General features: G+C 64.1%; 18 protein-coding genes, 1 tRNA gene and 1 pseudogene. 9 read left to right on the top strand and 11 right to left on the bottom strand.

Annotated features, from left to right (window positions below; genetic code table 11):
• Positions 1 to 5: 5 nt before the first annotated feature.
• Positions 6 to 1,283, top strand: coding sequence for a GTPase HflX (gene hflX, locus N0B51_RS06580; RefSeq protein WP_259961516.1), 1,278 nt, complete (start codon positions 6 to 8; stop codon positions 1,281 to 1,283).
• 13 nt (positions 1,284 to 1,296) lie between these two features.
• On the opposite strand, the gene mazG is transcribed toward hflX, so the two are convergent.
• From mazG to N0B51_RS06530, 10 genes are read right to left on the bottom strand one after another with little or no spacing between them, the layout of a single operon-like run.
• Complete coding sequence (mazG, locus tag N0B51_RS06575; RefSeq protein WP_259961515.1) at positions 1,297 to 2,073, bottom strand: nucleoside triphosphate pyrophosphohydrolase; 777 nt, start codon at positions 2,071 to 2,073, stop codon at positions 1,297 to 1,299.
• Positions 2,074 to 2,117: 44 nt separating this feature from the next.
• Positions 2,118 to 2,288 (bottom strand): hypothetical protein, encoded by a 171-nt coding sequence (locus tag N0B51_RS06570; RefSeq protein WP_259961514.1) that lies wholly within the window; start codon positions 2,286 to 2,288, stop codon positions 2,118 to 2,120.
• A complete protein-coding gene (locus N0B51_RS06565) occupies positions 2,285 to 3,052 on the bottom strand; it encodes an MBL fold metallo-hydrolase (RefSeq protein WP_259961513.1) in 768 nt (255 codons plus the stop codon). The genes N0B51_RS06570 and N0B51_RS06565 overlap by 4 nt, the downstream gene beginning before the upstream one ends.
• A complete protein-coding gene (locus N0B51_RS06560; protein ID WP_259961512.1) occupies positions 3,049 to 3,828 on the bottom strand; it encodes a TatD family hydrolase in 780 nt (259 codons plus the stop codon). The genes N0B51_RS06565 and N0B51_RS06560 overlap by 4 nt, the downstream gene beginning before the upstream one ends.
• A complete protein-coding gene (gene metG, locus N0B51_RS06555; RefSeq protein ID WP_259961511.1) occupies positions 3,825 to 5,381 on the bottom strand; it encodes a methionine--tRNA ligase in 1,557 nt (518 codons plus the stop codon). The genes N0B51_RS06560 and metG overlap by 4 nt, the downstream gene beginning before the upstream one ends.
• Positions 5,374 to 6,336 carry a DNA polymerase III delta subunit-related protein gene (locus N0B51_RS06550; protein WP_259961510.1) on the bottom strand — a complete coding sequence of 321 codons (963 nt, stop codon included), beginning with the start codon at positions 6,334 to 6,336 and terminating at the stop codon, positions 5,374 to 5,376. Before N0B51_RS06550 ends, metG begins: the two co-directional genes overlap by 8 nt.
• Positions 6,333 to 6,971, bottom strand: coding sequence for a dTMP kinase (gene tmk, locus N0B51_RS06545; RefSeq protein WP_259961509.1), 639 nt, complete (start codon positions 6,969 to 6,971; stop codon positions 6,333 to 6,335). The genes N0B51_RS06550 and tmk overlap by 4 nt, the downstream gene beginning before the upstream one ends.
• On the bottom strand, positions 6,971 to 8,131 hold the full coding sequence (locus N0B51_RS06540; RefSeq protein WP_259961508.1) for a D-alanyl-D-alanine carboxypeptidase family protein: 1,161 nt from the start codon (positions 8,129 to 8,131) through the stop codon (positions 6,971 to 6,973). The genes tmk and N0B51_RS06540 overlap by 1 nt, the downstream gene beginning before the upstream one ends.
• 34 nt (positions 8,132 to 8,165) lie before the next feature.
• Positions 8,166 to 9,215, bottom strand: a complete 1,050-nt coding sequence (locus tag N0B51_RS06535; protein ID WP_259961507.1) for an SPOR domain-containing protein — start codon at positions 9,213 to 9,215, stop codon at positions 8,166 to 8,168.
• Positions 9,199 to 10,218, bottom strand: a complete 1,020-nt coding sequence (locus tag N0B51_RS06530) for a lytic murein transglycosylase (protein ID WP_259961506.1) — start codon at positions 10,216 to 10,218, stop codon at positions 9,199 to 9,201. Before N0B51_RS06530 ends, N0B51_RS06535 begins: the two co-directional genes overlap by 17 nt.
• Before the next feature lie 88 nt (positions 10,219 to 10,306).
• Here N0B51_RS06530 and N0B51_RS06525 point away from each other — a divergent pair.
• The 8 genes and pseudogenes from N0B51_RS06525 to N0B51_RS06490 all read left to right on the top strand — a co-directional run bounded on the left by N0B51_RS06525 (position 10,307) and on the right by N0B51_RS06490 (position 20,144).
• Positions 10,307 to 10,396: transfer RNA gene (locus N0B51_RS06525), tRNA-Ser, on the top strand.
• A gap of 202 nt (positions 10,397 to 10,598) precedes the next feature.
• Positions 10,599 to 10,991: pseudogene (locus N0B51_RS06520) on the top strand (Arm DNA-binding domain-containing protein); the annotation flags it as partial.
• 351 nt (positions 10,992 to 11,342) lie between these two features.
• Positions 11,343 to 11,963: a hypothetical protein gene (locus N0B51_RS06515; protein ID WP_259961504.1), complete on the top strand. Its 621-nt coding sequence runs from the start codon at positions 11,343 to 11,345 to the stop codon at positions 11,961 to 11,963.
• A 103-nt stretch (positions 11,964 to 12,066) separates the two neighbouring features.
• Positions 12,067 to 12,195: a hypothetical protein gene (locus N0B51_RS06510; protein WP_259961503.1), complete on the top strand. Its 129-nt coding sequence runs from the start codon at positions 12,067 to 12,069 to the stop codon at positions 12,193 to 12,195.
• A gap of 41 nt (positions 12,196 to 12,236) precedes the next feature.
• Entirely contained in the window at positions 12,237 to 12,674 is a 438-nt protein-coding gene (locus N0B51_RS06505; RefSeq protein ID WP_259961502.1) for a hypothetical protein, read from the top strand.
• A 75-nt stretch (positions 12,675 to 12,749) separates the two neighbouring features.
• The gene (locus N0B51_RS06500) at positions 12,750 to 13,877 is read left to right on the top strand and encodes a hypothetical protein (protein WP_259961501.1); all 1,128 of its coding nucleotides are present in this window, start codon (positions 12,750 to 12,752) and stop codon (positions 13,875 to 13,877) included.
• A gap of 34 nt (positions 13,878 to 13,911) precedes the next feature.
• The gene (locus N0B51_RS06495) at positions 13,912 to 18,963 is read left to right on the top strand and encodes a hypothetical protein (RefSeq protein WP_259961500.1); all 5,052 of its coding nucleotides are present in this window, start codon (positions 13,912 to 13,914) and stop codon (positions 18,961 to 18,963) included.
• A complete protein-coding gene (locus tag N0B51_RS06490; protein WP_259961499.1) occupies positions 18,960 to 20,144 on the top strand; it encodes a hypothetical protein in 1,185 nt (394 codons plus the stop codon). The genes N0B51_RS06495 and N0B51_RS06490 overlap by 4 nt, the downstream gene beginning before the upstream one ends.
• A 161-nt stretch (positions 20,145 to 20,305) precedes the next feature.
• Here N0B51_RS06490 and N0B51_RS06485 read toward each other — a convergent pair whose 3' ends face one another.
• A complete protein-coding gene (locus N0B51_RS06485; RefSeq protein ID WP_259961498.1) occupies positions 20,306 to 20,497 on the bottom strand; it encodes a hypothetical protein in 192 nt (63 codons plus the stop codon).
• Positions 20,498 to 20,827: the final 330 nt, after the last annotated feature.

Below are 20,827 nucleotides of genomic sequence, written 5' to 3'. Positions count from 1 at the left end.
CCGTCGTGGTATGTCCTGACGTTCGGGGCCGGCACCACGACCTTTCCCCCGAGGCGCGGCTCGAGGAAGCCTGCGGGCTGGCACTCGCGATCGGCATTGTCGTGGCCGAGGCCCAGGTTGTCCCCGTGCGCGAAGTCCGTCCGGGCACGCTCTTCGGCGCCGGTCAGGTCGAGAACATCGGTATCGCGTGCGAGCAGAACGAGGCGGAACTTGTCATCGTCGATGGCGCACTCAGTCCGATCCAGCAGCGCAACCTGGAGGACAGGCTGAAGCGCAAGGTGATCGACCGCACAGGGCTCATCCTCGAGATTTTCGGCGAGCGCGCGGCAACTGCGGAGGGGCGGTTGCAGGTCGAGCTTGCTCACCTCGACTACCAGCAGAGCCGGCTCGTGCGTTCGTGGACCCACCTCGAGCGGCAGCGCGGCGGCTTCGGCTTCCTCGGCGGGCCGGGCGAAACGCAGATCGAGGCGGACCGGCGGATGATCCGCCAGCGCATGGCGCGCCTGCGCAAGGAGCTCGAAGGCGTGCGCAGGACCCGGCAGCTCCACCGCGACAGGCGGGGGAGGGCGCCCTGGCCGGTTATCGCGCTGGTCGGATACACGAATGCTGGAAAATCTACTCTTTTCAATTGGTTGACGGGGGTGGAGGTGATGGCGGAGGACCTGCTGTTCGCCACGCTCGATCCGACGATGCGGGCGATCTCGCTACCGGGAGTGGAAAAGGCGATCCTGTCCGACACGGTCGGCTTCATTTCCGACCTGCCGACCCAGCTCGTCGCCGCATTCCGCGCGACGCTCGAGGAAGTGACCGGTGCCGACCTGATCCTGCACGTGCGCGATATCGCCAACCCATCGACCCAGGCGCAGAAGACCCAGGTGCTCGAAGTGCTCGGCGATCTCGGGGTCACCGAGGGGCATGACAGGGGGCAGGGGGCAGGGGGGATTCCCATTCTCGAGGTGTGGAACAAGATCGACCTCCTCTCCGCCGAGGTGGCTGCGGACGTGCGCGCCGCCGCCGAGGCTGACGATATGACGATCGCGCTTTCTGCCGAAACGGGCGAGGGCGTCGATGCGCTGATGATCCGGCTCGGTGAGCAGTTGACCCGGGGCGCGCGCGTTCACGAATTCGTCCTTCCGGCGAGCGCCGGCCGGCAGATCGCCTGGCTTCACGCGCATGGCGAGGTGATCGAGGAAGCTGACGCCGGTGCCGGGCCCGAAGGGCCGTTGCGGCGGCTTGCGGTCCGCCTCAACCCCAAGGAGCGGGGCCAGTTCGAGGCCCTGTGAACGTCCGGCCGGATCAATCCAGCGTTTTTTCCGATAGCTTGACGGCCTGCCAATAGGCTTCCTGCCGGTCGAGCGAGAGGCCGGCAAAGTCGGCGGCATCAGCCTTGGCTCGTTCTTCCATTGCCCGGAAACGACGTTCGAACTTGGCGTTGGCAGCGCGCAGCGCGTCCTCGGGCGCGATGCCGTAGGCGCGCACGAGATTGACCGCGGCGAACAGGAGGTCGCCCGCTTCCTCGAAGCGCTCGGGTTCATCGGCTTCGGCAAGTTCGCGCATTTCCTCTGCGAGCTTGTCGGCGGGCCCGTCGCGGTCGGGCCAGTCGAAGCCGACCCGCGCGGCGCGCTTCTGAAGCTTGTCGGCGCGCATCAGCGCGGGAAGCGCGACCGCAACGCCGTCGAGCGCGCTGGTCGCGCCCTTGTCGGCGCGCTCTGCAGCCTTGAGCGCTTCCCACTGCTTGTCGCGATCTGCGCCGGGCGCCTCGGCATCCGCGAAGATGTGCGGATGGCGGGCCACGAGCTTGTCCGCGATCGACCGCGCGACGGCGGTGAAATCGAACAATCCGGCTTCCTCGGCAATGCGGGCCTGAAACACGACCTGGAACAGCAGATCGCCGAGTTCGTCGCGGATGTCATCGACGTCTCCGCGCGCGACCGCGTCGGCGACTTCGTAAGCTTCCTCGATCGTGTGCGGGACGATCGTCTCGAACCGCTGTGCGCGATCCCAGTCGCAACCGTTTTCCGGGTCGCGGAGAGTGGCCATGATGGCGAGGAGGCGGTCGAGCTGGTCGGACATTGTGCGATGATAATATATATTATGTTAAATACATCCTGGGCCTCTCACCCCATCGCCAGCGAGAACGCCAGTCCCACGGCGATGAATATGCCAGCCCATAGCAGCGCCAGCCGGATGCTTTCCTTCCACCCCAGGCGATAACCGGCGAACGCGCTGCCGGCGAGCAGCAGCCAACCGAGCAAGGCGACGATCTGGACGGTGCTGATTTCGTTCATAACGCGATCTCCAGCCCATCGTATCCAACCTCGACCGTGTCCGGCACCTCGCCAGCCAGGGTCCGGTAATCCATCGACTTGTCGAGATGCGTCAGGACCGCGCGGCGCGCACCGCAACGCTTCGCGAACTCGAGTGCCATGGCGAGATGCGCGTGCGTCGGATGCGGTCTGCGGCGCAGGCAATCGACCACAAGCAGGTCGACCTTCCGCATGAGCGCCACCATGGACTCGGTAATTTCGCTGAAGTCTGTCGCATAACCGATTGATTTTCCGTCCGCGTCGAAACGGAATGCCGTCGATTGCGCCGGCCCGTGCGGCATCTGGCAATGCGAGACGCCAAATCCGGCAAAGATCCGTAGGCGTTCAAGCGTGTTGAGCTCGCAGATCGTCGGATACCCGTGTTCGCCGGCGAAAACATAGCTGAAGCGCGCGCGCAGGCGCCGGGCAGTCTCGTCGGCGGCAAACCCTGGCAACGGACCCGAGCGGTCATAACGCATGACCCGCAGGTCATCGATCCCGTGGCAGTGATCGGCGTGGTCGTGCGTCCAGAACACGCCGTCGACCTTTTCAATGGCGTTTGCGAGCAGTTGCTGGCGCAGGTCGGTCGAGGTGTCGACCAGCAGGCGCTTGCCTTCGGCGTTCTCGACCACGATCGATACCCGCGTACGGCGGTTGCGCGGTTCGGCGGGGTCGCAGTCGCCCCAGTCTTCGCCGATCCGCGGCACCCCGGTTGAGGTGCCCGAGCCGAGCATGATGAGCTTCACGCCGCGGCTTTCGTGAAAAGACTGAAGAAGTTGGCGGTCGTCGTTTCCGCCAGGTCTTCCAGTGGCACCGCGCGCAGGTTTGCGACGAACGCCGCTGTGTCGCGCACGAAGGCCGGCTCGCACGGGCGGCCGCGATGCGGCACCGGAGCGAGAAACGGGCTGTCGGTTTCTACCAGCAGCCGGTCCGAAGGAAGGTCTGCAGCGATTTCCTGCAGTTCCTTCGCGTTCTTGAACGTGACGATACCCGAAAGGGAGATCGTCAAGCCCAGGTCGAGGACGGACTTCGCGAAATCGCGAGATGCGGTAAAGCAATGGATCAGGGCCGGGAAAGCGCCCTGCTGCATCTCCTCGGCAAGGATCGCCGCGGTGTCGCCCTCGGCATCGCGGGTGTGGATGATGACCGGCAGGCCGGTTTCGCGCGCGACGCCGATGTGCATCCGGAACAGGTCGCGCTGCACCGCGCGATCGGACTTGTCGTAATAGTAGTCGAGCCCGCTTTCGCCGATCCCGATGACCTTGGGGTGTGACGTTGCCGCCAGCAGCGCGTCGCGGCCGAGGTCTGCGTGCTGGTCGGCTTCGTGCGGATGGATTCCCACGCTGGCCCAGACATCAGGCTCGCGCTCGGCCGTGCCCACCACGGTTTCCCATTCGCTGCGGCGGGTCGAGATGTTGAGCATCCCGGTCACCCCGGCATCGCGCGCGCGGGAAAGCACGCCCTGCCTGTATTCGGCCACGCCCTCGTATTCGAGGTGACAATGGCTGTCGATCAGCCTCACGCGGCCTCCTCGGACGGCATCTCGAGGCGCGGGAACACGCCCACCGGCTGCGACAGGCGGAACGCGCCCAACTGCGCGATCCAGTCCTTGTCATCCAGGGCGGCGAAACCGCGGGCATCGGCGGCGATTCCGATCTGATCGAGCAGGCGGTCGATGCTCGACGGCACGACCGGCCGGATCGCGATCGCCAGATCGCGGACCTGCCGAACCAGGGTCATCAGGACGGCCGCCATCCGCTCGGGATCGGTCTTGCGGAGCGTCCACGGGGCCTGGTCGTCGACATAGGCGTTGCACGCGAAGACCGCGCGCATCCACGCCTCGATACCCTCGCTGAAAGCCAAGTTTTCGAACCGCTGGCGCATCGTGTCGATTTCGGTGCCGACCGCCTTTGCCAGCAATTCATCGGCTTCGTTCAGGGGCAGATCGTTGCGCAGTTCGCCGTCCAAGTTCTTGAAAATCATCGACAAGACGCGCTGCGCGAGGTTGCCGAAGCTGTTGGCGAGCTCGGCATTGCATCGCGTGACGATCGCCTCCGCGGAAAAGCTGCCGTCCTTGCCGAACGGCACTTCTGCCAGCAGGAAATAGCGCAACTGGTCGACCCCGTATCGTTCCGCGAGTTCGAGCGGATCGACAACGTTGCCGGTCGATTTTGACATCTTCTCGCCGCGGTGGAGCAGGAAGCCGTGCCCGAAGATCGCCTTGGGCGCGGGCAGACCCGCGCTCTTGAGGAATGCCGGCCAGTAGACCGCATGGAATCGAACGATATCCTTGCCGATGAGGTGGAGGTCGGCGGGCCAGAAGCGGTCGAACTCCCCTTCCCGGTCCGGAAAGCCGATACCGGTGAGATAGGTGGTGAGCGCATCGACCCATACGTACATGACGTGACCGGGACTGCCGGGCACCGGCACGCCCCAATCGAAGCTCGTCCGGCTGACCGACAGGTCGCGCAGGTCGTTGCCATTGAGGAAGGCCAGCACCTCGTTCCGGCGACTTTCCGGCTCGAGAAAGCCCGGTCTCTCGTTCAGCTCAATGAGGTAATCACGGTATTTCGACAGCCGGAAGAACCAGCTTTCCTCGACCTGCCATTCAACCGGGGTGCCCTGCGGCGAGAGCCTGGCACCCCCCTCGTCTTCGACAATCTCGTCTTCACCGTAGAAAGCTTCGTCGCGAACCGAATACCAGCCCTCGTAACGATCGAGGTAGAGGTCGCCGGCGGATTCCATCGCCTTCCAGATCGCCTGACTGGCCGCAAAGTGCTGCTCTTCGGTCGTGCGCCGGAACGCGCTGTAATCGATATGAAGAGCAGCGCACATATCACGGAAATACCCGGACATTTCATTTGCGAATTCGAGCGTGTCGCGGCCCGCCTCGCGCGCCGTCTTGGCCATCTTCATGCCGTGCTCGTCGGTCCCGGTGACGAGCCGCACGTCGAACCCTTGGGCCTTCTTCACGCGCGCGATAACGTCGGCGGCAATCGCTTCGTAGGCGTGGCCGATATGCGGGCGACCGTTGGGATAGCTGATCGCGGTGGTAAGATAATAGGGTTCAGGCATCGGCGTGGCTGCTAGCCGCCGCTGTCGACGCGAGCAAGCCGCCGATCTGCATCACCAGCAAGCCGGGATCGAAGTTGTGTGTCGGCGCCTGCGCGGAAAGACGCACGAGGTCGGCATGGGCATCGACAATCGCGGGCAGGCCGCCGCGCGGGGCCGCGGCCGCCATCTGTGCCAGCCGCGCGCGGGCCAGGTCCAGCACTGCGGCGATCCGCGCGCGTTCGGGCCGCGCGCCGATCTCTGCCGCCAGCTTGCCGCGCAGCGTGAAGTCGGGATCACCGGTCTCGACGATCCGCCGCATCAGCGCATCGACCGGCGCCAGATCCTGGGCGACGAATTCGAGCGCTGCTCCGGGCGAGCCCGCCGCAGCCGCGACCGCCGCGGCGCGGGTCCCGGCATCGGCTTCCGGCGCCTGCTCGCCGAGGATGCGAGCGATTGCGGCATCTTCGAGCGTGGGAAAGCGCAACAGCCGGCAGCGTGACCGTATCGTCGGCAGCAGCCGGGCGGGGCGATGGGCGACGAGCAGGAAGAAGGTGCCTGCAGGCGGCTCCTCGAGGCTCTTGAGCAGCGCGTTCGACGAACCGGTTTCCATGTCGTCGGCCGGGTCGATGATGACCGCCCGCTTGCTGCCGAGCGTGGGACGGGTGGTCAGCCGGCGCTGCATTTCGCGGACCTGCGCGATCTTGATGTTCCGTGCGAGTTCGTATTCCTTGCCGTCCTCGCGCTTCTTCTCTTCCTTTTCGTCCTTGGGCAGGTTGGTGAGAACGAGGATGTCGGGATGCTGGCCCTCGGGCTGGGGGATGCCGGGTTCGGCAACCAGTTCGCGCGCCGCGGCAAGCGCAAAGCGCATCTTGCCGAGCCCCTTCTTGCCCGCGAGAAGCCAGGCATGATGCATCCGCTCTCCGCGGAGCCCGTCCCGCCATTCGCGCCAGGCGGCGTCGTGACCGATGAGGGTCACGTGCCAATTCCCGTGATCGGTGAAACCGCCCCCCACACGGCCTCGTGGACCACTTCGGGCGCGGCGCCCCCGTCGATCACGGCAATCCGCTCGTCCTCGCTCGCGGCAAGCCGGGCGAACGTCTCACCGACCGTCCGGTGATAGCCGGCATCCCGGCCCCCGATCGCGTCGGCCGCATCACCGTCGCGCGCGCGGGTCCGCGCGACCGCCGTTTCGGGATCGACGGTGAGCAATATCGTGAGGTCGGGGCGAAGGCCGCCGCTGCCAATCGCGTGGAGGGCCTGCACCGCCTCGTCACCGACGCCGCCCGCTCCACCCTGATAGGCACGGCTCGAATCGACGTACCGGTCGCTGATCACCCAGCGGCCTTTCGCGATTTCCGGACGGATCAACCGGGCGACGTGATCGGCGCGCGCGGCGGCGAAGAGGAGCGCCTCGGCTTCGGCACCCCACCCCTCGCCCGGCGGATCGAGCAGGAGCCGGCGGATCGCCTCCGCCCCCGGGGTACCGCCGGGTTCACGGGTGAGCACGGCGTCGATCCCGCGTCCGGCCAGCGCATCGACCAGCAGTCGGGCCTGGGTGGACTTGCCGCACCCTTCCCCGCCCTCGAACGCGATGAACTTGCCCGGGATCATCAGAACAGGGCCACAACGCCGTTGACCAGACGCTCTGCCAGGTTGGCTTCGTCGACATCGCTCGCGGCGACGAGCGGAACGCGTGAGGTGCGCAGGCCCTCGACCGCGATCTCCAGCTCGGCGACCTGTTCGCCCTTGGCGACTGGCGCGCGGAGCGGGCCCTGGTAGTGGATCGTCAGTTCGACCTTTCCGGTCTGGCCGATCGGCAGGTCATACCCGATCGGGCGTTCGGCCACCAGCGAGACGGACCTCTGCGCCCCGCCCTGCACGCGCGCCTCGCCGACGACCGTGCCCGCGGCGAACAAGGGATGGCCTTCAAAAGCCTGAAACCCCCATTCGAGGAACGAGCGCGACGATTGCTTCTGAATGCGCGAGGTCGGCGCGCCCCCGATCACCATCACCAGCCGGCGCCCGTCACGCTCCGCGCTGCCCAGAAATCCGTAACCGGCCTGATTGGTGAAACCCGTCTTGATCCCGTCGGCTCCATCGACGACGCCGGTCACGGGGTCGTGATTACGCTGCTCGAAACCGTTGAACTTCAGTCGCTTATGACCAAAATACCGCTCGTAGAGGTCTGGGTGGCGCGTGATCATCGCCGTCGCCAGGGTGACCAGGTCGCGCGCGGTCACGAACGTGCGCCCTTCGTCCATCCATCCGTTCGGCGTCCCGAAATGGCTGTCGTGCATTCCGATCGAGCGGGCGGTAGCGTTCATCCTGTCGACCCACCGGTCGAGCGAACCGGCCAGCCCCACGCCCAGTGCCGCCGCTCCGTCGTTCGCGGAGACGGTGGTGATTCCGCGAAGAAGCGCGTCGATCGTCACGCGCTGGTTGAGCTCGAGGAACATCGTCGAGCCGACGCCGTGCCAGTCGTTCCAGGTCGGCTCGCTGAAGATGACCTCCTGGCTCGGCGAGATCTTGCCCGCATCGATCATCTCGAAGGCCGTGAACACGGTCATCACCTTCGTGATCGACGCCGGCATGAAGCGCCGGTCGGGTTCGCGCGAGTAGAGCGTCTGGCCCGACGAGAGGTCCACCAGGAGGGCGATCGGAACCTCGGGCGGTGGCACCAGCGGTTCGATCGGAGCGCGATCCGCGCTCGCCGCGCCGGCACTCGTCGAGAGTGCGGCGGCGGCCAGCAGTGACTTGATGAGGGTGTTCAACGATGCTCCCGCGCCGGGCGGAAGCCGGCGGCTGTCAACCTGCGCTATAGACTCGCGCGTCGCTATAACCGGCGGCTCGAACCTTAGCCAGCGCGGCTTCGGCCTGTCCCCGGTTCTCGAACGGTCCCGTCCGGACGCGGTAGAACCTGCCCGACGGACTGATGAATCCGCCCAGGGCCTGCGCGACCTTTTCTGCATTCTCGCGAACAGAGAAGGTCGCAGCCTGGATGACGAAGCCTTCTCCAGCCGAAACCGGCGCTGTCTCGGCAGATTTCGGAGACGGCGCCTTTGCGCGGGAAGCCGCTGCAGGTTCCGCTTCGGCACGGGCGACGACGACCGGCTTGGCCGCCTCGCCGCTGCCGGCGAGCGGAAGGAGGGGGAATGCGGTGGTCGATTTGGCAGCGGCGGGGGGTCCCGCGACAGCGCGCGACGACGGCGTGACAGAGGGCGCCGAGGGGGAAACGGTCACCGCCGCGGCGATCGCGGCCACGTCCGGCACCGGAGCGCGCAGACTGGCAGCCCCCGATTCGGGGAGCCTGCGGCGAAGTACCTCGACCAGGGACTTGGGCGTTTCCATGCGTTCCGGCGCCGGGCGACCCGCCCGCAGTTCGGCCCGGTCCTTCTCGGGCGGATTGACCCGGCGAACCCGGACCGCAGCGCCTTCGTCTGCCCCGAGCTGGGCGGCAGCTGCGGCCGACAGGGCAACGAAGCGGTCGCCGGTCATTGGCCCGCGCCGCTCGACGCGGGCGAGGATCGTCTTTCCGCTGGCAAGCGAGGTTACCTCGACATAGCTCGGCAGCGGCAGGGTCCGGTGCGCAAGCGTGATCCCTTCGCCACCGGCGACCGCGGCGTAGCCCACTACATCGTAATTGAGCGTATCGACCGGGGTGTAGAGCACCCCATCGATCGTGTAGGGATCGCCCAGAACCATCGGGTAATCCGCTGCCGGGCCGGATCTGGCAGGCTGGATTGCGGTCGCCATGTCCGGGTGGTTACCGCCCCCGACCAGCCCGCAACCCGCGAGCGCCGTGGCGGTCAGGCCAACGAGAAACTGCCGGCAACCGGCCTCAACGGACAATCTCATCTGCAAGCAACCCCACACTCATCGCGTAGTAGTTCGAGCAGTTATATTCGAGGATGACCCGATAATTTGCGGTTAACAGCCAAGCCCTGGTGCCGGGGCCGTCTGGCTGGAACAGCGACGCCGTGACATCGTCCGGGAGGTTAACGAGCGGCTGCACGCCGAGCTGCTTCCACTCGCCCACGCTCATCCAGCGGCTGTGGCGTTCGTGCACCCGGCTGCACACCGGCGCGTTCATCGGCGACTTGAGCGCTGCCCAATCGAGGCTGGGGGGGACGCGGGCGAGCACCCCCCAAGGCTGCCCCCGCCGCCAGCCCGCATCGCGGAAGTAATTGGCGATTGAGGCGAGCGTATCTGCACGGCTGTTCCAGATGTCCCGGTGACCGTCGCCGTCACCATCCTGGGCAAGCCGCAGGTAGATGCTGGGCAGAAACTGCGGATTGCCGAAGGCGCCGGCCCAGCTGCCCTTCAGCGTGGAGCGGCTGACGCCCTTGTCAGCGATCTTGAGAAGGTCGACGAACTCGGTCGCGAACAGCTCGCGCCGGCGCCCTTCCCATGCAAGCGTTGCCAGGCTGCGCGCGAGGTCGAAATTGCCGGTGTAACTGCCGTAATTCGTTTCGTGCCCCCAGATTGCGACGACCACATTGGCTGGTACGCCGTATTTCGACTCGATCTGCGCGGCGAGTGGCCCGAGCGCCTGGTAGTTCCGCCGTCCTCCGTTGATGCGCGCGGCGTCGACATGATCGTCGAGGTAGGGCTGCAGGCGCGGAAAGGATCCGCTGCTCGTCGGGGTGCCCGGCTGGCCCCGGTCGAGCTCGATCACCCGCGGGTTCGGCGTGAGGTCGTATGTCATCCGCTGGATCGTCGGCTCGCTCACCCCTTCCGCACGCGCACGCGCGATCAGCAGTTGCAGGTAGGCGTCGAACGACAGGTCCTGTGCATGAGACGGGGTTGCGAGGATGGAAGCAAGCAAAGCGGCGGCGTAGCCAAACGGTTTCAGGCGCATGGGTTTGTGTCGCATAGCCTTGGTAACGGTGCAAACCGCAAAGGGTTCGTGACAAGCGCCATTCGGCTCGCTAGCCGCTCGGTTCGACGGACAGGTGGCCGAGCGGTTTAAGGCACTGGTCTTGAAAACCAGCGAGGGTGCAAGCTCTCCGTGGGTTCGAATCCCACCCTGTCCGCCACTTCCCTATTTCTTAACCGACCCGTTGAGGTGGCTAACGTAGCAGTACTTAGCCGTTTATCCGTGTCCCTCCGTTTCTGGCCGTTCGCCGCTAGCTGCGAGATGGCGCGGGAGAAAGTGTGGGAGACTGACTAATGGGCAGTCTGACAGTCACCACTGTCAAGGCGGCGAGTAGGCCGAGGCGATAAGGCGACGGCGACGGACTTTTCCTGCTAGTCGGCAAGGGCGGCGTAAAAAGTTGGATGGTTCGGGGCCAGAAAGACGGTCGGCGACGCGATATCGCCTTGGGTAGCGCCAGCAAGGTTCCCCTGAACCTGGCTCGCGAAAGAGCCCAGTCTGTCAGAGAGCAGATCCAATCGGGCATCGATCCCGTTGCTGAGCGGCGCAAGGCGGCCGGTATTCCCACGTTTCGCGAAGCCGCCAAGTTGCTCCGTACTGAGCACAAGGCGAGCTGTAAAATGAAGGCGGGACGCGAGCACGTCGTTCCCCTTCCCGTGCCGGCGCTGGCGCTGTTCGAGCGCATGAAGGTGCACAGAGACAGAACTGCGACCTCGTCTTCTGTGGCACGAAGCGCGGAAAGACGCTGTCCGACATGACATTACGCTGACGAAGGCGCTACGCGACATGCGTCTGGACATAACTGTACACGGCCGATGGCGCAGACCGCCGCTGATCCCCTCGATCCGCAACTCCGCCCTTGCGAAGTTCTTGGCATGTCACTCAAAATCTAATGCCCGGACGGCTTGCCGTTAACCGAGATAGTTTGTCTTGTCGGGGTTGCGTCTAATTTGGGAGCGTCCTGAAGCCTTACCATCCGCTTCCACGAAACGCTGCCCCCCCCTCGCCGAATTCGTGATTTTGACCGATTCCCTAATAGATACAGATCCCTAGGCCTCTGTTAGCCACTGGGTGAGATTCGTTAACCTATACCGTTTAGTTTGGGCCGGATGAAGTTCTGCCCTGTTCACTGTCTTTTGCTGTCGGCCGCAAGTGCGGCCGCACTGTGCGCGGTTTCCGTCCGCGCGGAAGGCGTGCCGGCCGGTTCGGTGATCCAAAATACTGCCACCGCAAGTTTCACGCACAATGGCGTGACTCAGACGGTCGACTCAAACATCGTTTCGATCACAGTCAATGAGACTCTCGACGCGGCCCTGGCCTCTCAGGACGGTGGACCGATCACCTCTAGCGGCGACGTGGTTCTCCGCTTCCTCCTGAGCAATACCGGCAACGGACCTGAGACCTTTAATCTCGTGGCAGAGCCGGCAGTGGCGGGGAACGATTTCGACCTCATAGTCGACAAGATCGCAATCGATACGAATGCCAACGGCGTCTACGACGACGGGATCGACACAGTGATCCCCGGGGGCGCGGCCACGCCGTCGCTCGACGCCGACGCCTCGATCGCGATCCTCGTCGTCGCGCTCGTGCCTGCGAGTGCAACCGACGGTCAGAACAGCCAGTTGCAGCTGACCGCGCAAGCTGCGACCGGCACCGGCTCAACGCTTGCCGATTTCACGAGGGTGACGCTGGCGAGCGACGCCATGACCGCACCCGTCGCGATCGCCTGACCGCCGGATAGGCCCACGACCGCATCGACCCCGGACGCACCTGCGCCTGCGAATACTGTCGTCGTCCACGACGTACCTGCCCGGCAGCATCGAGCTCGATGGCGTGTCACTGACCGACGCCGCAGATATGGATGCCGGTGAGCTGAGCGCTGCTGGCATTTCGGTTGTCGTAGGCAATGCGGCAGCCGGATCCAGCTACACCGTCTCGTTCAAAGTAACGATCGATAAGTGAGGAAAATCAGCGTGAAACGGCATCTTCTTGCAGCTGCTTCGATGATTCTTGTGGCCTTTCCCGGCACTCCCCTGCTTGCGCAGCCGCAGTCGGTTGAACTCAAGGGCGATGTCAAGGTCGTGCGGGTCGTCGGCGAAGGGGACGAGAAGCACGAGGAACTGCAGGAGCCGACCCGGGTCGTTCCCGGCGACCGACTCGCGTTCTCGACGCGTTACATCAATTCCGGCGCCGAGCCGGCCGAAGATTTCGTAGTCACCAATCCACTGCCGAGCGCGGTGATGCTGGCCGAAGACGGATCCTTCGATGTCTCGGTCGATGGAGGAAAGACTTACGGGCATCTGGCTTCGCTGGAAGTCGCCAATGGCGACTCCGGATCGCGGCCTGCGACCCTGGCAGACGTGACTCACGTTCGCTGGACCCTCGCGAGGATTGCACCGGGAGCGCAGGGTTCGCTGACTTATTTCGCGGTCGTTCGATGATGCGCGGAAGAGATAAATGCCGCCCACAGCTCGCGGGCGGGGGATCGAGAGCGAGCATGCAGATGGATCACGACTATGATGCTCAGGAGCAAATGGCTCGCTGCGGTTAGTGGCATCTCACTGGCCGTAGCACCATCCGTCGTTCAAGCGGCCCCCGTAGGGACTGCCGCTGGCAGCGACATTACCAATACCGTCCAGGTCGACTACAAGGTCGGCGGGGTCAGCCAGACCCAGGTTTCGGCTACGGACACGTTCAAGGTCGACCGCAAGGTCAACGTGACTGTGGCGACGACCGACGCATCGGCCGTAAGCGTTTCGCCTGGTCAGACCGATGCGGTCACGACTTTCACGGTCACCAACAACTCGAACGCCACGCTCGACTTCCTGCTTGCCGCGACGAACCAGTCGGGCGGCAGCGCGCAGTTCAGCGGGTCGGACAGCTTCGACGGCGCCAACGTGCGCGTCTACGTCGAAACGAACGGCACGCCGGGTTGGCAGACGGACGATACCCAAGCAGGCGCACTCGCTGGAATCGCCTCGGGTGACACCGCGACTGTTTATGTCCTGGCCGACATGGTCCTCAGCGCGGGTCCGCCGGCAGCGCTGCCCACGAACGGCAGCATCGCGACGGTAGTCCTGACGGCGACAGCAGCATCCGGCGCCAGCCAAATCGGCGGTACAGTCGCCGGTTCAGGAGGTTCGGCCATTTCGCAGACCCCGCCTGGTACGGCAAACGGCCAGACGACGATGGAAACGGTCTTCGCCGACGCGGCCTACGCCCCCAGCGGCGATACGGCCTATAACGGCCAGCACGCGGCTCGCAGCGACTACCAAGTCGCGGGTGCTCTCCTATCGGTCAACAAGTATAGCCGTGTGGTCAGCGATCCTGTTGGTAGCACTAACCCACGCTCCATCCCCGGAGCTGTGGTTGAGTACTGCATCGTCGTGTCGAACGCGTCGGGCGCCGCCACCGCGGCCGATGTAGCGCTCAGCGATGTGGTGCCGACCGAAATGACCTTCGTTTCGGGAAGTGTCTACCTCGACGGTGCGTTCTCCGCTCCCGACACTTGTACGTCGAGCGGCGGATCGGCCGGATCGGACGCCGCGAACTACAACGCGGGGACTACGACGGTGAGCAACACCTTCGCTTCGATTGCGGCGACGGAAACGAGAACTCTTCGATTCCAAGCGACGATCAACTGATCAACGGCTGGGAGATCGGTGACTGAGTAATCGCATGCGTCCGTGGGCCTTCATCCTCGAAATGGCAGCAGCGCTCATCTGGGCGCTGTTGCTGTTTGCGGGTCCTGTGAATGCACAGACGATTTCCAACACGGCACGTGTGAGCTGGTCGCAGGAAGGTGCTGCGAGATCGGCACTTTCCAATACGATCGATATCGATGTCGATCCGCAACCGGCCGAGATCGAGACCTATCATCCGGTCGATAACGCAGCCCCGCTTTCGATCTCACCCTCCCAATGCGGCGGCAATCCGTTGTTCGTGTTTGCCGGCCAATCCGGAGGCGCTATCAACGTCGCTTCGGCTCGAACGAGCACTCTCGCGATCGGTGAAGTGCTAATTCTTCGCTTCTGGGCGCCCGCCGCAAATCTCAATCCCTCAATTGCCGATAGCGTGAGCGTGACCATCACCGGCGCGCGTGGTGACAGAGAAGTCATCGCTATCCTCGAAACAGGTTTAGATACGGGAATTTTTACAGGGTCAATCAATACGTTAGCATCGACAGTTAGCAAATCTAGAAATGACTGCAGGTTGAGTGTCGAACCTGAGGAATTGGTTGAAGTCGCGGTTGGGGGTGGAACGGGTCTTCCGCCGGTGGCCACCACACTCGTCGCCATCCTGGCAGACCCGTACGGGCTTGTTTTCGACAGCGACGACGGCACCCCGGTTTCGGGCGCGCGAGTCTCGCTCGTGGACGCGCAATCAGGTGCGCCTGCGACCGTATTCGCCGACGATGGCGTAACCCCCTGGCCCTCCAGTGTCGTCACGGGTGCGCCGATTGTCGACGGCGCGGGCGTGTCCCACCCCATGGGACCAGGTGAGTACCGATTCCCCAATGCGTCGCTAGGCAACTATCGGATTATCGTCGCCCCGCCCTCCCCGTATTCCGCACCTTCAACGGTTTCGTCGTCGAACTTCGCGAACTTTCGTCATTCCGACGGATCGGCATTGACGATCAACGACGCGTCCTATGGGGGGAGCTTCGCGCTGACCTCGATCACGCCCGTACGAATCGACATTCCGGTAGACCGACCCAAGGTTCCCCTCGCTGTCACGAAGTCCGCCTCCCGCCCACGCGCGGAACCGGGCGACGCGGTGTTCTATAGCGTCACGGTTCGCAACCCCGATCCAACCCGCGCGAAGACGGATATCGTGCTGGCGGACAGTGCGCCGCGCGCGCTCAGACTTCGCCCCGAATCGTTGCGGATCAACGGCCAGGCGAAGCCCAGCGTCGTTTCGGCGTCGATCGACGGTCACGGCTTCACGGCAGCGCTTGGGAGCATACCGCCGAACGGTTCGGTGCGCGTGACCTACGCAATGGTCGTCCGCGAAGACGCTGCCCCCGGACAGGCCGTCAACCACGCCACCGTTATCGATGCATCCGGCACCCGTACCGACGTAGAATCTTCGGTAGTAATCGAACATAACCAATTGATTTCACGTATGACTATCACCGGCCGGGTGATGCTCGGTGATTGCCGGCAGGAAGGTCCCGTGGTCGGCATTCCCGGTGTGCGGGTCATGCTCGAAGACGGGAGCTTCGCGATTACGGACCGCGAAGGACGTTATCACTTCGACGGCGTGGTGCCTGGCACCCATGTCGTGCAGGCCCAGACTCAGACGCTTCCGGGAGATGGGCATTTCGTCGACTGTCACCGCTCCACCCGCAGCGCCGGGAGCGCCATCTCGCGCTTCGTGAGCGGCCAGGGCGGCAGCCTTGCGGTCGCCGATTTCCATGCGGTCGTGCCCGGCTCCCCGCAAGCCGCGGAGGTTCCTGCGGCGGATGGAGGTCCCACAGATGCCGCTGCCCCTGCCCCCACCTATACTGTTAATTCACGGGCGGCATCTGGTGCGGAGACCGACTGGATGGCGCTGGGTGATGGCCCGACCGAGTTCCTGTTTCCCAATGTCGATCACAATCCCCGTTCGCCTGCCGTTCGGGTGGTCATTCGGCACAGGGCCGGCCAGAAGATCGAGCTCTTTGCCGGCGGCAAGGCGGTTGGCGCTCTTGCGCTAGACGGCACCAAGGTATCGGCCAACCGCACCTATGCCGTCTCCGCCTGGCGCGCGATCCCGCTGACCCAGCGCCAGACCGTGTTGCGCGCGATCGTGCGCAACCCCGACGGAACGGTCGCCACCGAGCTCGTACGCGATGTGCAATTCGTGTCGGCGCCGTGGAGAGCGGAGTTGGTAAAGACTCGTTCGCATCTCGTCGCCGACGGCAAGAGCCGTCCGGTGGTGGCAGTGAAGTTCACCGACCGCCGCGGCCGTCCGGTCCGCGCCGGGGTGACCGGGACCTTCGCCGTAAGCGAGCCATTCCAGAGTGCGGCCATGCTCGACCAGTTGCAGCTCGGCCAGCTCACCGGACGCGGCTCTGCATCGGCCAACTGGACGATCGAGGGCGACAAGGGCGTTGCCCTGATCGAGCTCGCGCCGAAGATGGTGAGCGGACCACTACGACTCGACTTCCAGTTCGCCGACGGCGGTGTCCAGCGCCGCCAAGAGCTCGAAAGTTGGGTGGTGCCGGGAGACCTCGACTGGACCATCATCGGCCTTGCCGAAGGATCGATCGGCGCGAAGAGCGTCGCGGACAACATGGAGCGGACCGGCGAGTTCGACAGCGACTTCGGTGACGACGCCCGGGTCGCGCTATATGCCAAGGGCAGCGTGCTCGGTCGGTTTCTCATGACGCTGGCATACGACAGCGCGAAGCAGAAGGACGACCAGCGCCTTCTCGGCGCGATCGATCCCAAAGCATACTACACCGTGTTCGCCGACGGATCGGACCGCCGCTTCGATGCCGCCGGCCGCGAAAAGCTCTATGTCCGGATCGAAACGAAGGCGTTCTACGCGCTCTACGGTGACTTCCTGACCGGCTTCGACCAGACGGTCCTCGCTCAGTATCGGCGCACCGCCACGGGCGCGAAGGTCGAGGGGCGTGTCGGCAAGGTCCATGGTCAGGCGTTCGCCGCGAAGGTTGCCAGCCGCCACCGCCACGACGAGATCCAGGGCAATGGCCTTTCCGGCCCGTATCAGCTGCGCGACCGCGATATCCTTGCAAATTCCGAAGTCGTCTCGATCGAGGTGCGCGACCGTTTCCGATCTGAAATCGTGGTGTCCCGCCGCGAGTTGGTCCGGTTCCTCGACTACGATATCGACCTTCTTGCGGGCACAATCAGTTTCAAGCAGCCAGTTCTCAGCCGCGATTTCGATCTGAATCCGCAGTTCATCGTTATCGATTACGAGGTGTTCGAAGCCTCAGCCTCCTCGGCGTGGAACGCTGGTGCGCGGATCGATTACACCTTCGGCGAAGACGTCCTGCGTTTCGGTGCGACGGTCCTGACCGACAAGGGTCAAGAATTCCGCACCGAGTTGGCGGCGGTCGATCTGCGGGCACGCATCGGCGACAATACTGAGATCCGCGCCGAACTCGCGGTCAGCCGCAAGGACGGTAGGGAGGCGACAGCCTGGCTCGTCGAAGCTGAACATCGGACGGGCGCAGTCGACCTCATAGCCTATGTCCGCTCGGTCGATGCCGATTTCGGGATCGGACAAGTTTCGGGTGCGGAGGTCGGCCGTCGCAAGTTCGGCTTCGACGCGCGGCTCGAAGGGAGCCAGAAGATCGCATACGTGTTCAGTGCATGGTACGATGACAGCGTCGTCGATTCCTCCAGTCGCCAGGCGGTCCAGGCTACGGGCACTTATCGGACTGGCCAGACCGAGGCTCGGCTCGGCATCGCCAAATTCGCCGACAAGCTCTCCGATGGCACCAACCGAGATTCGACCGTCGTCGAGGTTGGCGTTTCGCAGCGACTGCTCGGCAACAAGCTCGAACTGAGCGCGACCAGCAGCGTCGCGATCGATGGGACGGAATCGGCAGACCTCCCCGAACGCCATAGGCTACGCGCGAGCTATGCAGTGACCGATTGGGCCCGCGCGGTCGGCACCTATGAGATCGCCAGGGGCGACACCGTTGAAGCGCGCACGTTCAATGCCGGGTTCGAACTGACCCCGTGGCAGGGCAGCCGGGCATTAACTTCTGTGGGTCGCCAGATCGACGAGTCCGGCCAGCGCACTTACGCTGCCTTCGGTCTTGCCCAGACCCTGCCCGTTGCGCCGAGCCTGACGATCGATGCGACCATCGACGGCAATCGCGAACTGGGCGGCTTCGACCGCGGCGAACTCGTCAATCCTGACCATCCGCTTTCCAGCGGCGGCCATATCGTTTCGGAACAGTCTTTGTTCGAAGACTTCACCGCCATTACCCTTGGCGGCTCGTGGCGGCACGATGCATGGTCGGCCACCGTCCGGGGCGAATATCGTGACGGGGAGAGCGTCGACCGCAAGGGCGTGACCGCGAGCGTGATCCGGCAACTGGCGGATGGCGTCGTGGTTGGCGGCGGCGGGACTTGGACCAAGGCGACCGCCAACGACGCGGCGACCAGCGAGATCATGGATGCCGCCCTCGCGTTGGCATATCGGCCGTCGGGATCAGAAATTTCTTTCCTTGGCAAGCTCCAGTACCGCAGCGACCGGGTCGCAGGTGCCGTGCTTGGTGAGCCAGGTCCTGTTGGATCGAACGCGGTGACCGTCGGTGGCGATGCAAAGTCGCAGCGGCTGCTGGCGAGCCTTTCGACCAATTGGTCGCCCTACACCGTACGGAACGGACAACTTTACCAGCGTTCGGAGCCCGGAATGTTCCTGGGCCTTCGTCGCAATCTCGACCGGATCGAGGATTTCGACCTTGCGGGTACGACACTGCTCGGCGGGCTCGATGCCCGCCTTGGTATCGGCGAGCGCTTCGAGATCGGCGGCTCGGCAACGATCCGGGCGAACGTTAGCGACGGAACAACCAGTTTCGCAATCGGACCGCAGATCGGCTTCACGCCGGCGGACAACACACTAGTGACGCTCGGATACAACATGACGGGCTTTCGTGACCGCGACTTCTCTGAGGCTCGTGAGACCGACAAGGGCCTCTTCGCCAGCATCCGCATGAAGTTCGATTCCGAAAGCCTGTCGTTTCTTGGCTTGGGGAGGCGGAGATGACCACGATGTTCACCCCGAGACTGAAGATGTTCTGCAGAGCCGTGGGGGCCCTCCTGCTGGCGCTCGTGGCTCTTCATTCTGGAGCTGTTCTGGCCCAGCCGACCGTCGACGCAGTATCGACCAATTCAGTCAACAGCAGCACAGTCACCTTCACCCATACGGTGGGTTCGTCGTCCAGTCGCCTGATCCTAGTCACGGTGGCGATCGCGGAGAAGGACGCCGACGTTTCGACGGTGACATATGCCGGGCAGCCGCTGACACTGATCGCCCTTACGCGCGGCAAGGGCGGCGACGGCGCCATCGAAGTCTGGGGTAGGGTCGCACCGGCGATGGGCACGAACAACGTTGTTGTCACCCTCACCAAATCGCGCCCATCGGTGATCGGTGTCACAAGCTTTTTTGGCGTCAACCAATCGGCTCCTTGGGGAACCCCAGCGACACTTCTCGGCGATCACTTTGTGCCATCGATTTCCCTTGCCGGCTCGGCGACGCAACTTATTTTTGGCGGTATCGTCACCAATGGCGACACGACCTACGCGACTGCCGATCCCGGACAGACCGCGCTCTGGTCGATCGCGAACGGAACGGGCGGCGCAGGTCTTATCGGCGCAGGCAGCACCAAGGCGGGCGCTGCAACTAACACGCTCACCTGGAACCTGTCCCAGAAGGATGCCTGGGGCATCGTCGCAGTCCCAATCAATTCGGGCGGATCGCCGACGATCAGCGCGACGCTGACGAGTGCGCCGCTCAACGACCCGATTCGCGGCACCGTCAATCCGCTGGATATCCCGGGTGCAGTGGTTACACACTCGACGACCGTCCAGAACAGCGGAACCGGAGCGCCCGATTCTAACACAGTCGACGTGATCCTCGCGGTTCCTGCGTCGACCAAATTGTCGGTCGCTGACATTGGCGGGGGATCGAGCGGTCCGGTTCAATTCACCAACGGAACGCCTCCGTCATCGCTTACGTACACTTTCACGTCGCTATCGAGCACGACCGACGACCTGGAGTTTTCGAGCGACAACGGTGCGACGTGGACGTACACGCCGGTAGCCGATGCTCAGCAGCTCGACGGAAACGTCACGCGGATGCGAGTTCGATTGAAGGGTGCATTTGCCGCGGCCCCAAGTGGTACCCCCACGTCCTTCACACTGTCGTACCGCACAAAGATCGATTAATCCGGCGCCAGCTTCACTTCGAAGTCGGGTACGGGGATATGGTCCCGATGATCCGGCAACGAGCCTCTGTCAGGCTGTTCCGCGCTGAGACGCGCGACCGTGTCGGTCGGCATCGGCTCAAAAAACTGGACTCCGAACTCCTCCCGATCGGCCCAAACAACCTAGCCGGCCATTTCGTCGCCCGATGCGAGCTTCATGATGATCGTCGCACCGCGGCTTAGCGAAAAACACCTCGAGCGCCCGCGGCACCCGTCGACGGAAAGATTCAGAATGATGGCGGACATGGGGGTGGCGGGTACGCGACAGGCCGCGTGCATGTTCAACTCGAAGCGGACACTGCGTTTGCTTTTCATCACATCAAATCACATCACCTCACCTCAGGCGGAAATAGCCCATATCTCGGCTACGACATCATTAAGTGGAACCATCCAATTTTGCAGAACATCGGCAGGACGATCACAGGGGGCGGTCTGAAGCCTGGCCGGAGCGCATAGGACACCATTACCGATCCCCTGTGTAAACGCTAATCCAGCTTTTAGCCCGCGCTCGTCAGAACGTCCGCTTTCCGGTAATTTGCAGCGTTGCTCGAATGTCTGATTTGGGGTGTATTCTGTTGAAAAACTCCCCTTGCCGAGGGACTAAACCGCTGATTCAATGATCCCGACAGCCGGGAGATCAGCGAT

The organism is Tsuneonella litorea (genome assembly GCF_025154015.1).
Taxonomy (GTDB): domain Bacteria; phylum Pseudomonadota; class Alphaproteobacteria; order Sphingomonadales; family Sphingomonadaceae; genus Tsuneonella; species Tsuneonella litorea.
The sequence above is the reverse complement of the archived record's forward strand: the minus strand, read 5'-3'. Positions and strand labels throughout refer to the sequence as shown.

Bases quoted from the DNA above. Each gene is read 5' to 3' on its own strand.
- N0B51_RS06490 (WP_259961499.1), top strand. From the start codon at position 18,960: ATGACCACGATGTTCACCCCGAGACTGAAGATGTTCTGCAGAGCCGTG.
- N0B51_RS06505 (WP_259961502.1), top strand. From the start codon at position 12,237: ATGATTCTTGTGGCCTTTCCCGGCACTCCCCTGCTTGCGCAGCCGCAG.
- N0B51_RS06485 (WP_259961498.1), bottom strand. From the start codon at position 20,497: ATGAAAAGCAAACGCAGTGTCCGCTTCGAGTTGAACATGCACGCGGCC.
- mazG (WP_259961515.1), bottom strand. From the start codon at position 2,073: ATGTCCGACCAGCTCGACCGCCTCCTCGCCATCATGGCCACTCTCCGC.
- N0B51_RS06515 (WP_259961504.1), top strand. From the start codon at position 11,343: ATGAAGTTCTGCCCTGTTCACTGTCTTTTGCTGTCGGCCGCAAGTGCG.
- N0B51_RS06530 (WP_259961506.1), bottom strand. From the start codon at position 10,218: ATGCGCCTGAAACCGTTTGGCTACGCCGCCGCTTTGCTTGCTTCCATC.
- N0B51_RS06495 (WP_259961500.1), top strand. From the start codon at position 13,912: ATGCGTCCGTGGGCCTTCATCCTCGAAATGGCAGCAGCGCTCATCTGG.
- N0B51_RS06570 (WP_259961514.1), bottom strand. From the start codon at position 2,288: ATGAACGAAATCAGCACCGTCCAGATCGTCGCCTTGCTCGGTTGGCTG.
- N0B51_RS06500 (WP_259961501.1), top strand. From the start codon at position 12,750: ATGATGCTCAGGAGCAAATGGCTCGCTGCGGTTAGTGGCATCTCACTG.
- tmk (WP_259961509.1), bottom strand. From the start codon at position 6,971: ATGATCCCGGGCAAGTTCATCGCGTTCGAGGGCGGGGAAGGGTGCGGC.
- metG (WP_259961511.1), bottom strand. From the start codon at position 5,381: ATGCCTGAACCCTATTATCTTACCACCGCGATCAGCTATCCCAACGGT.
- N0B51_RS06535 (WP_259961507.1), bottom strand. From the start codon at position 9,215: ATGAGATTGTCCGTTGAGGCCGGTTGCCGGCAGTTTCTCGTTGGCCTG.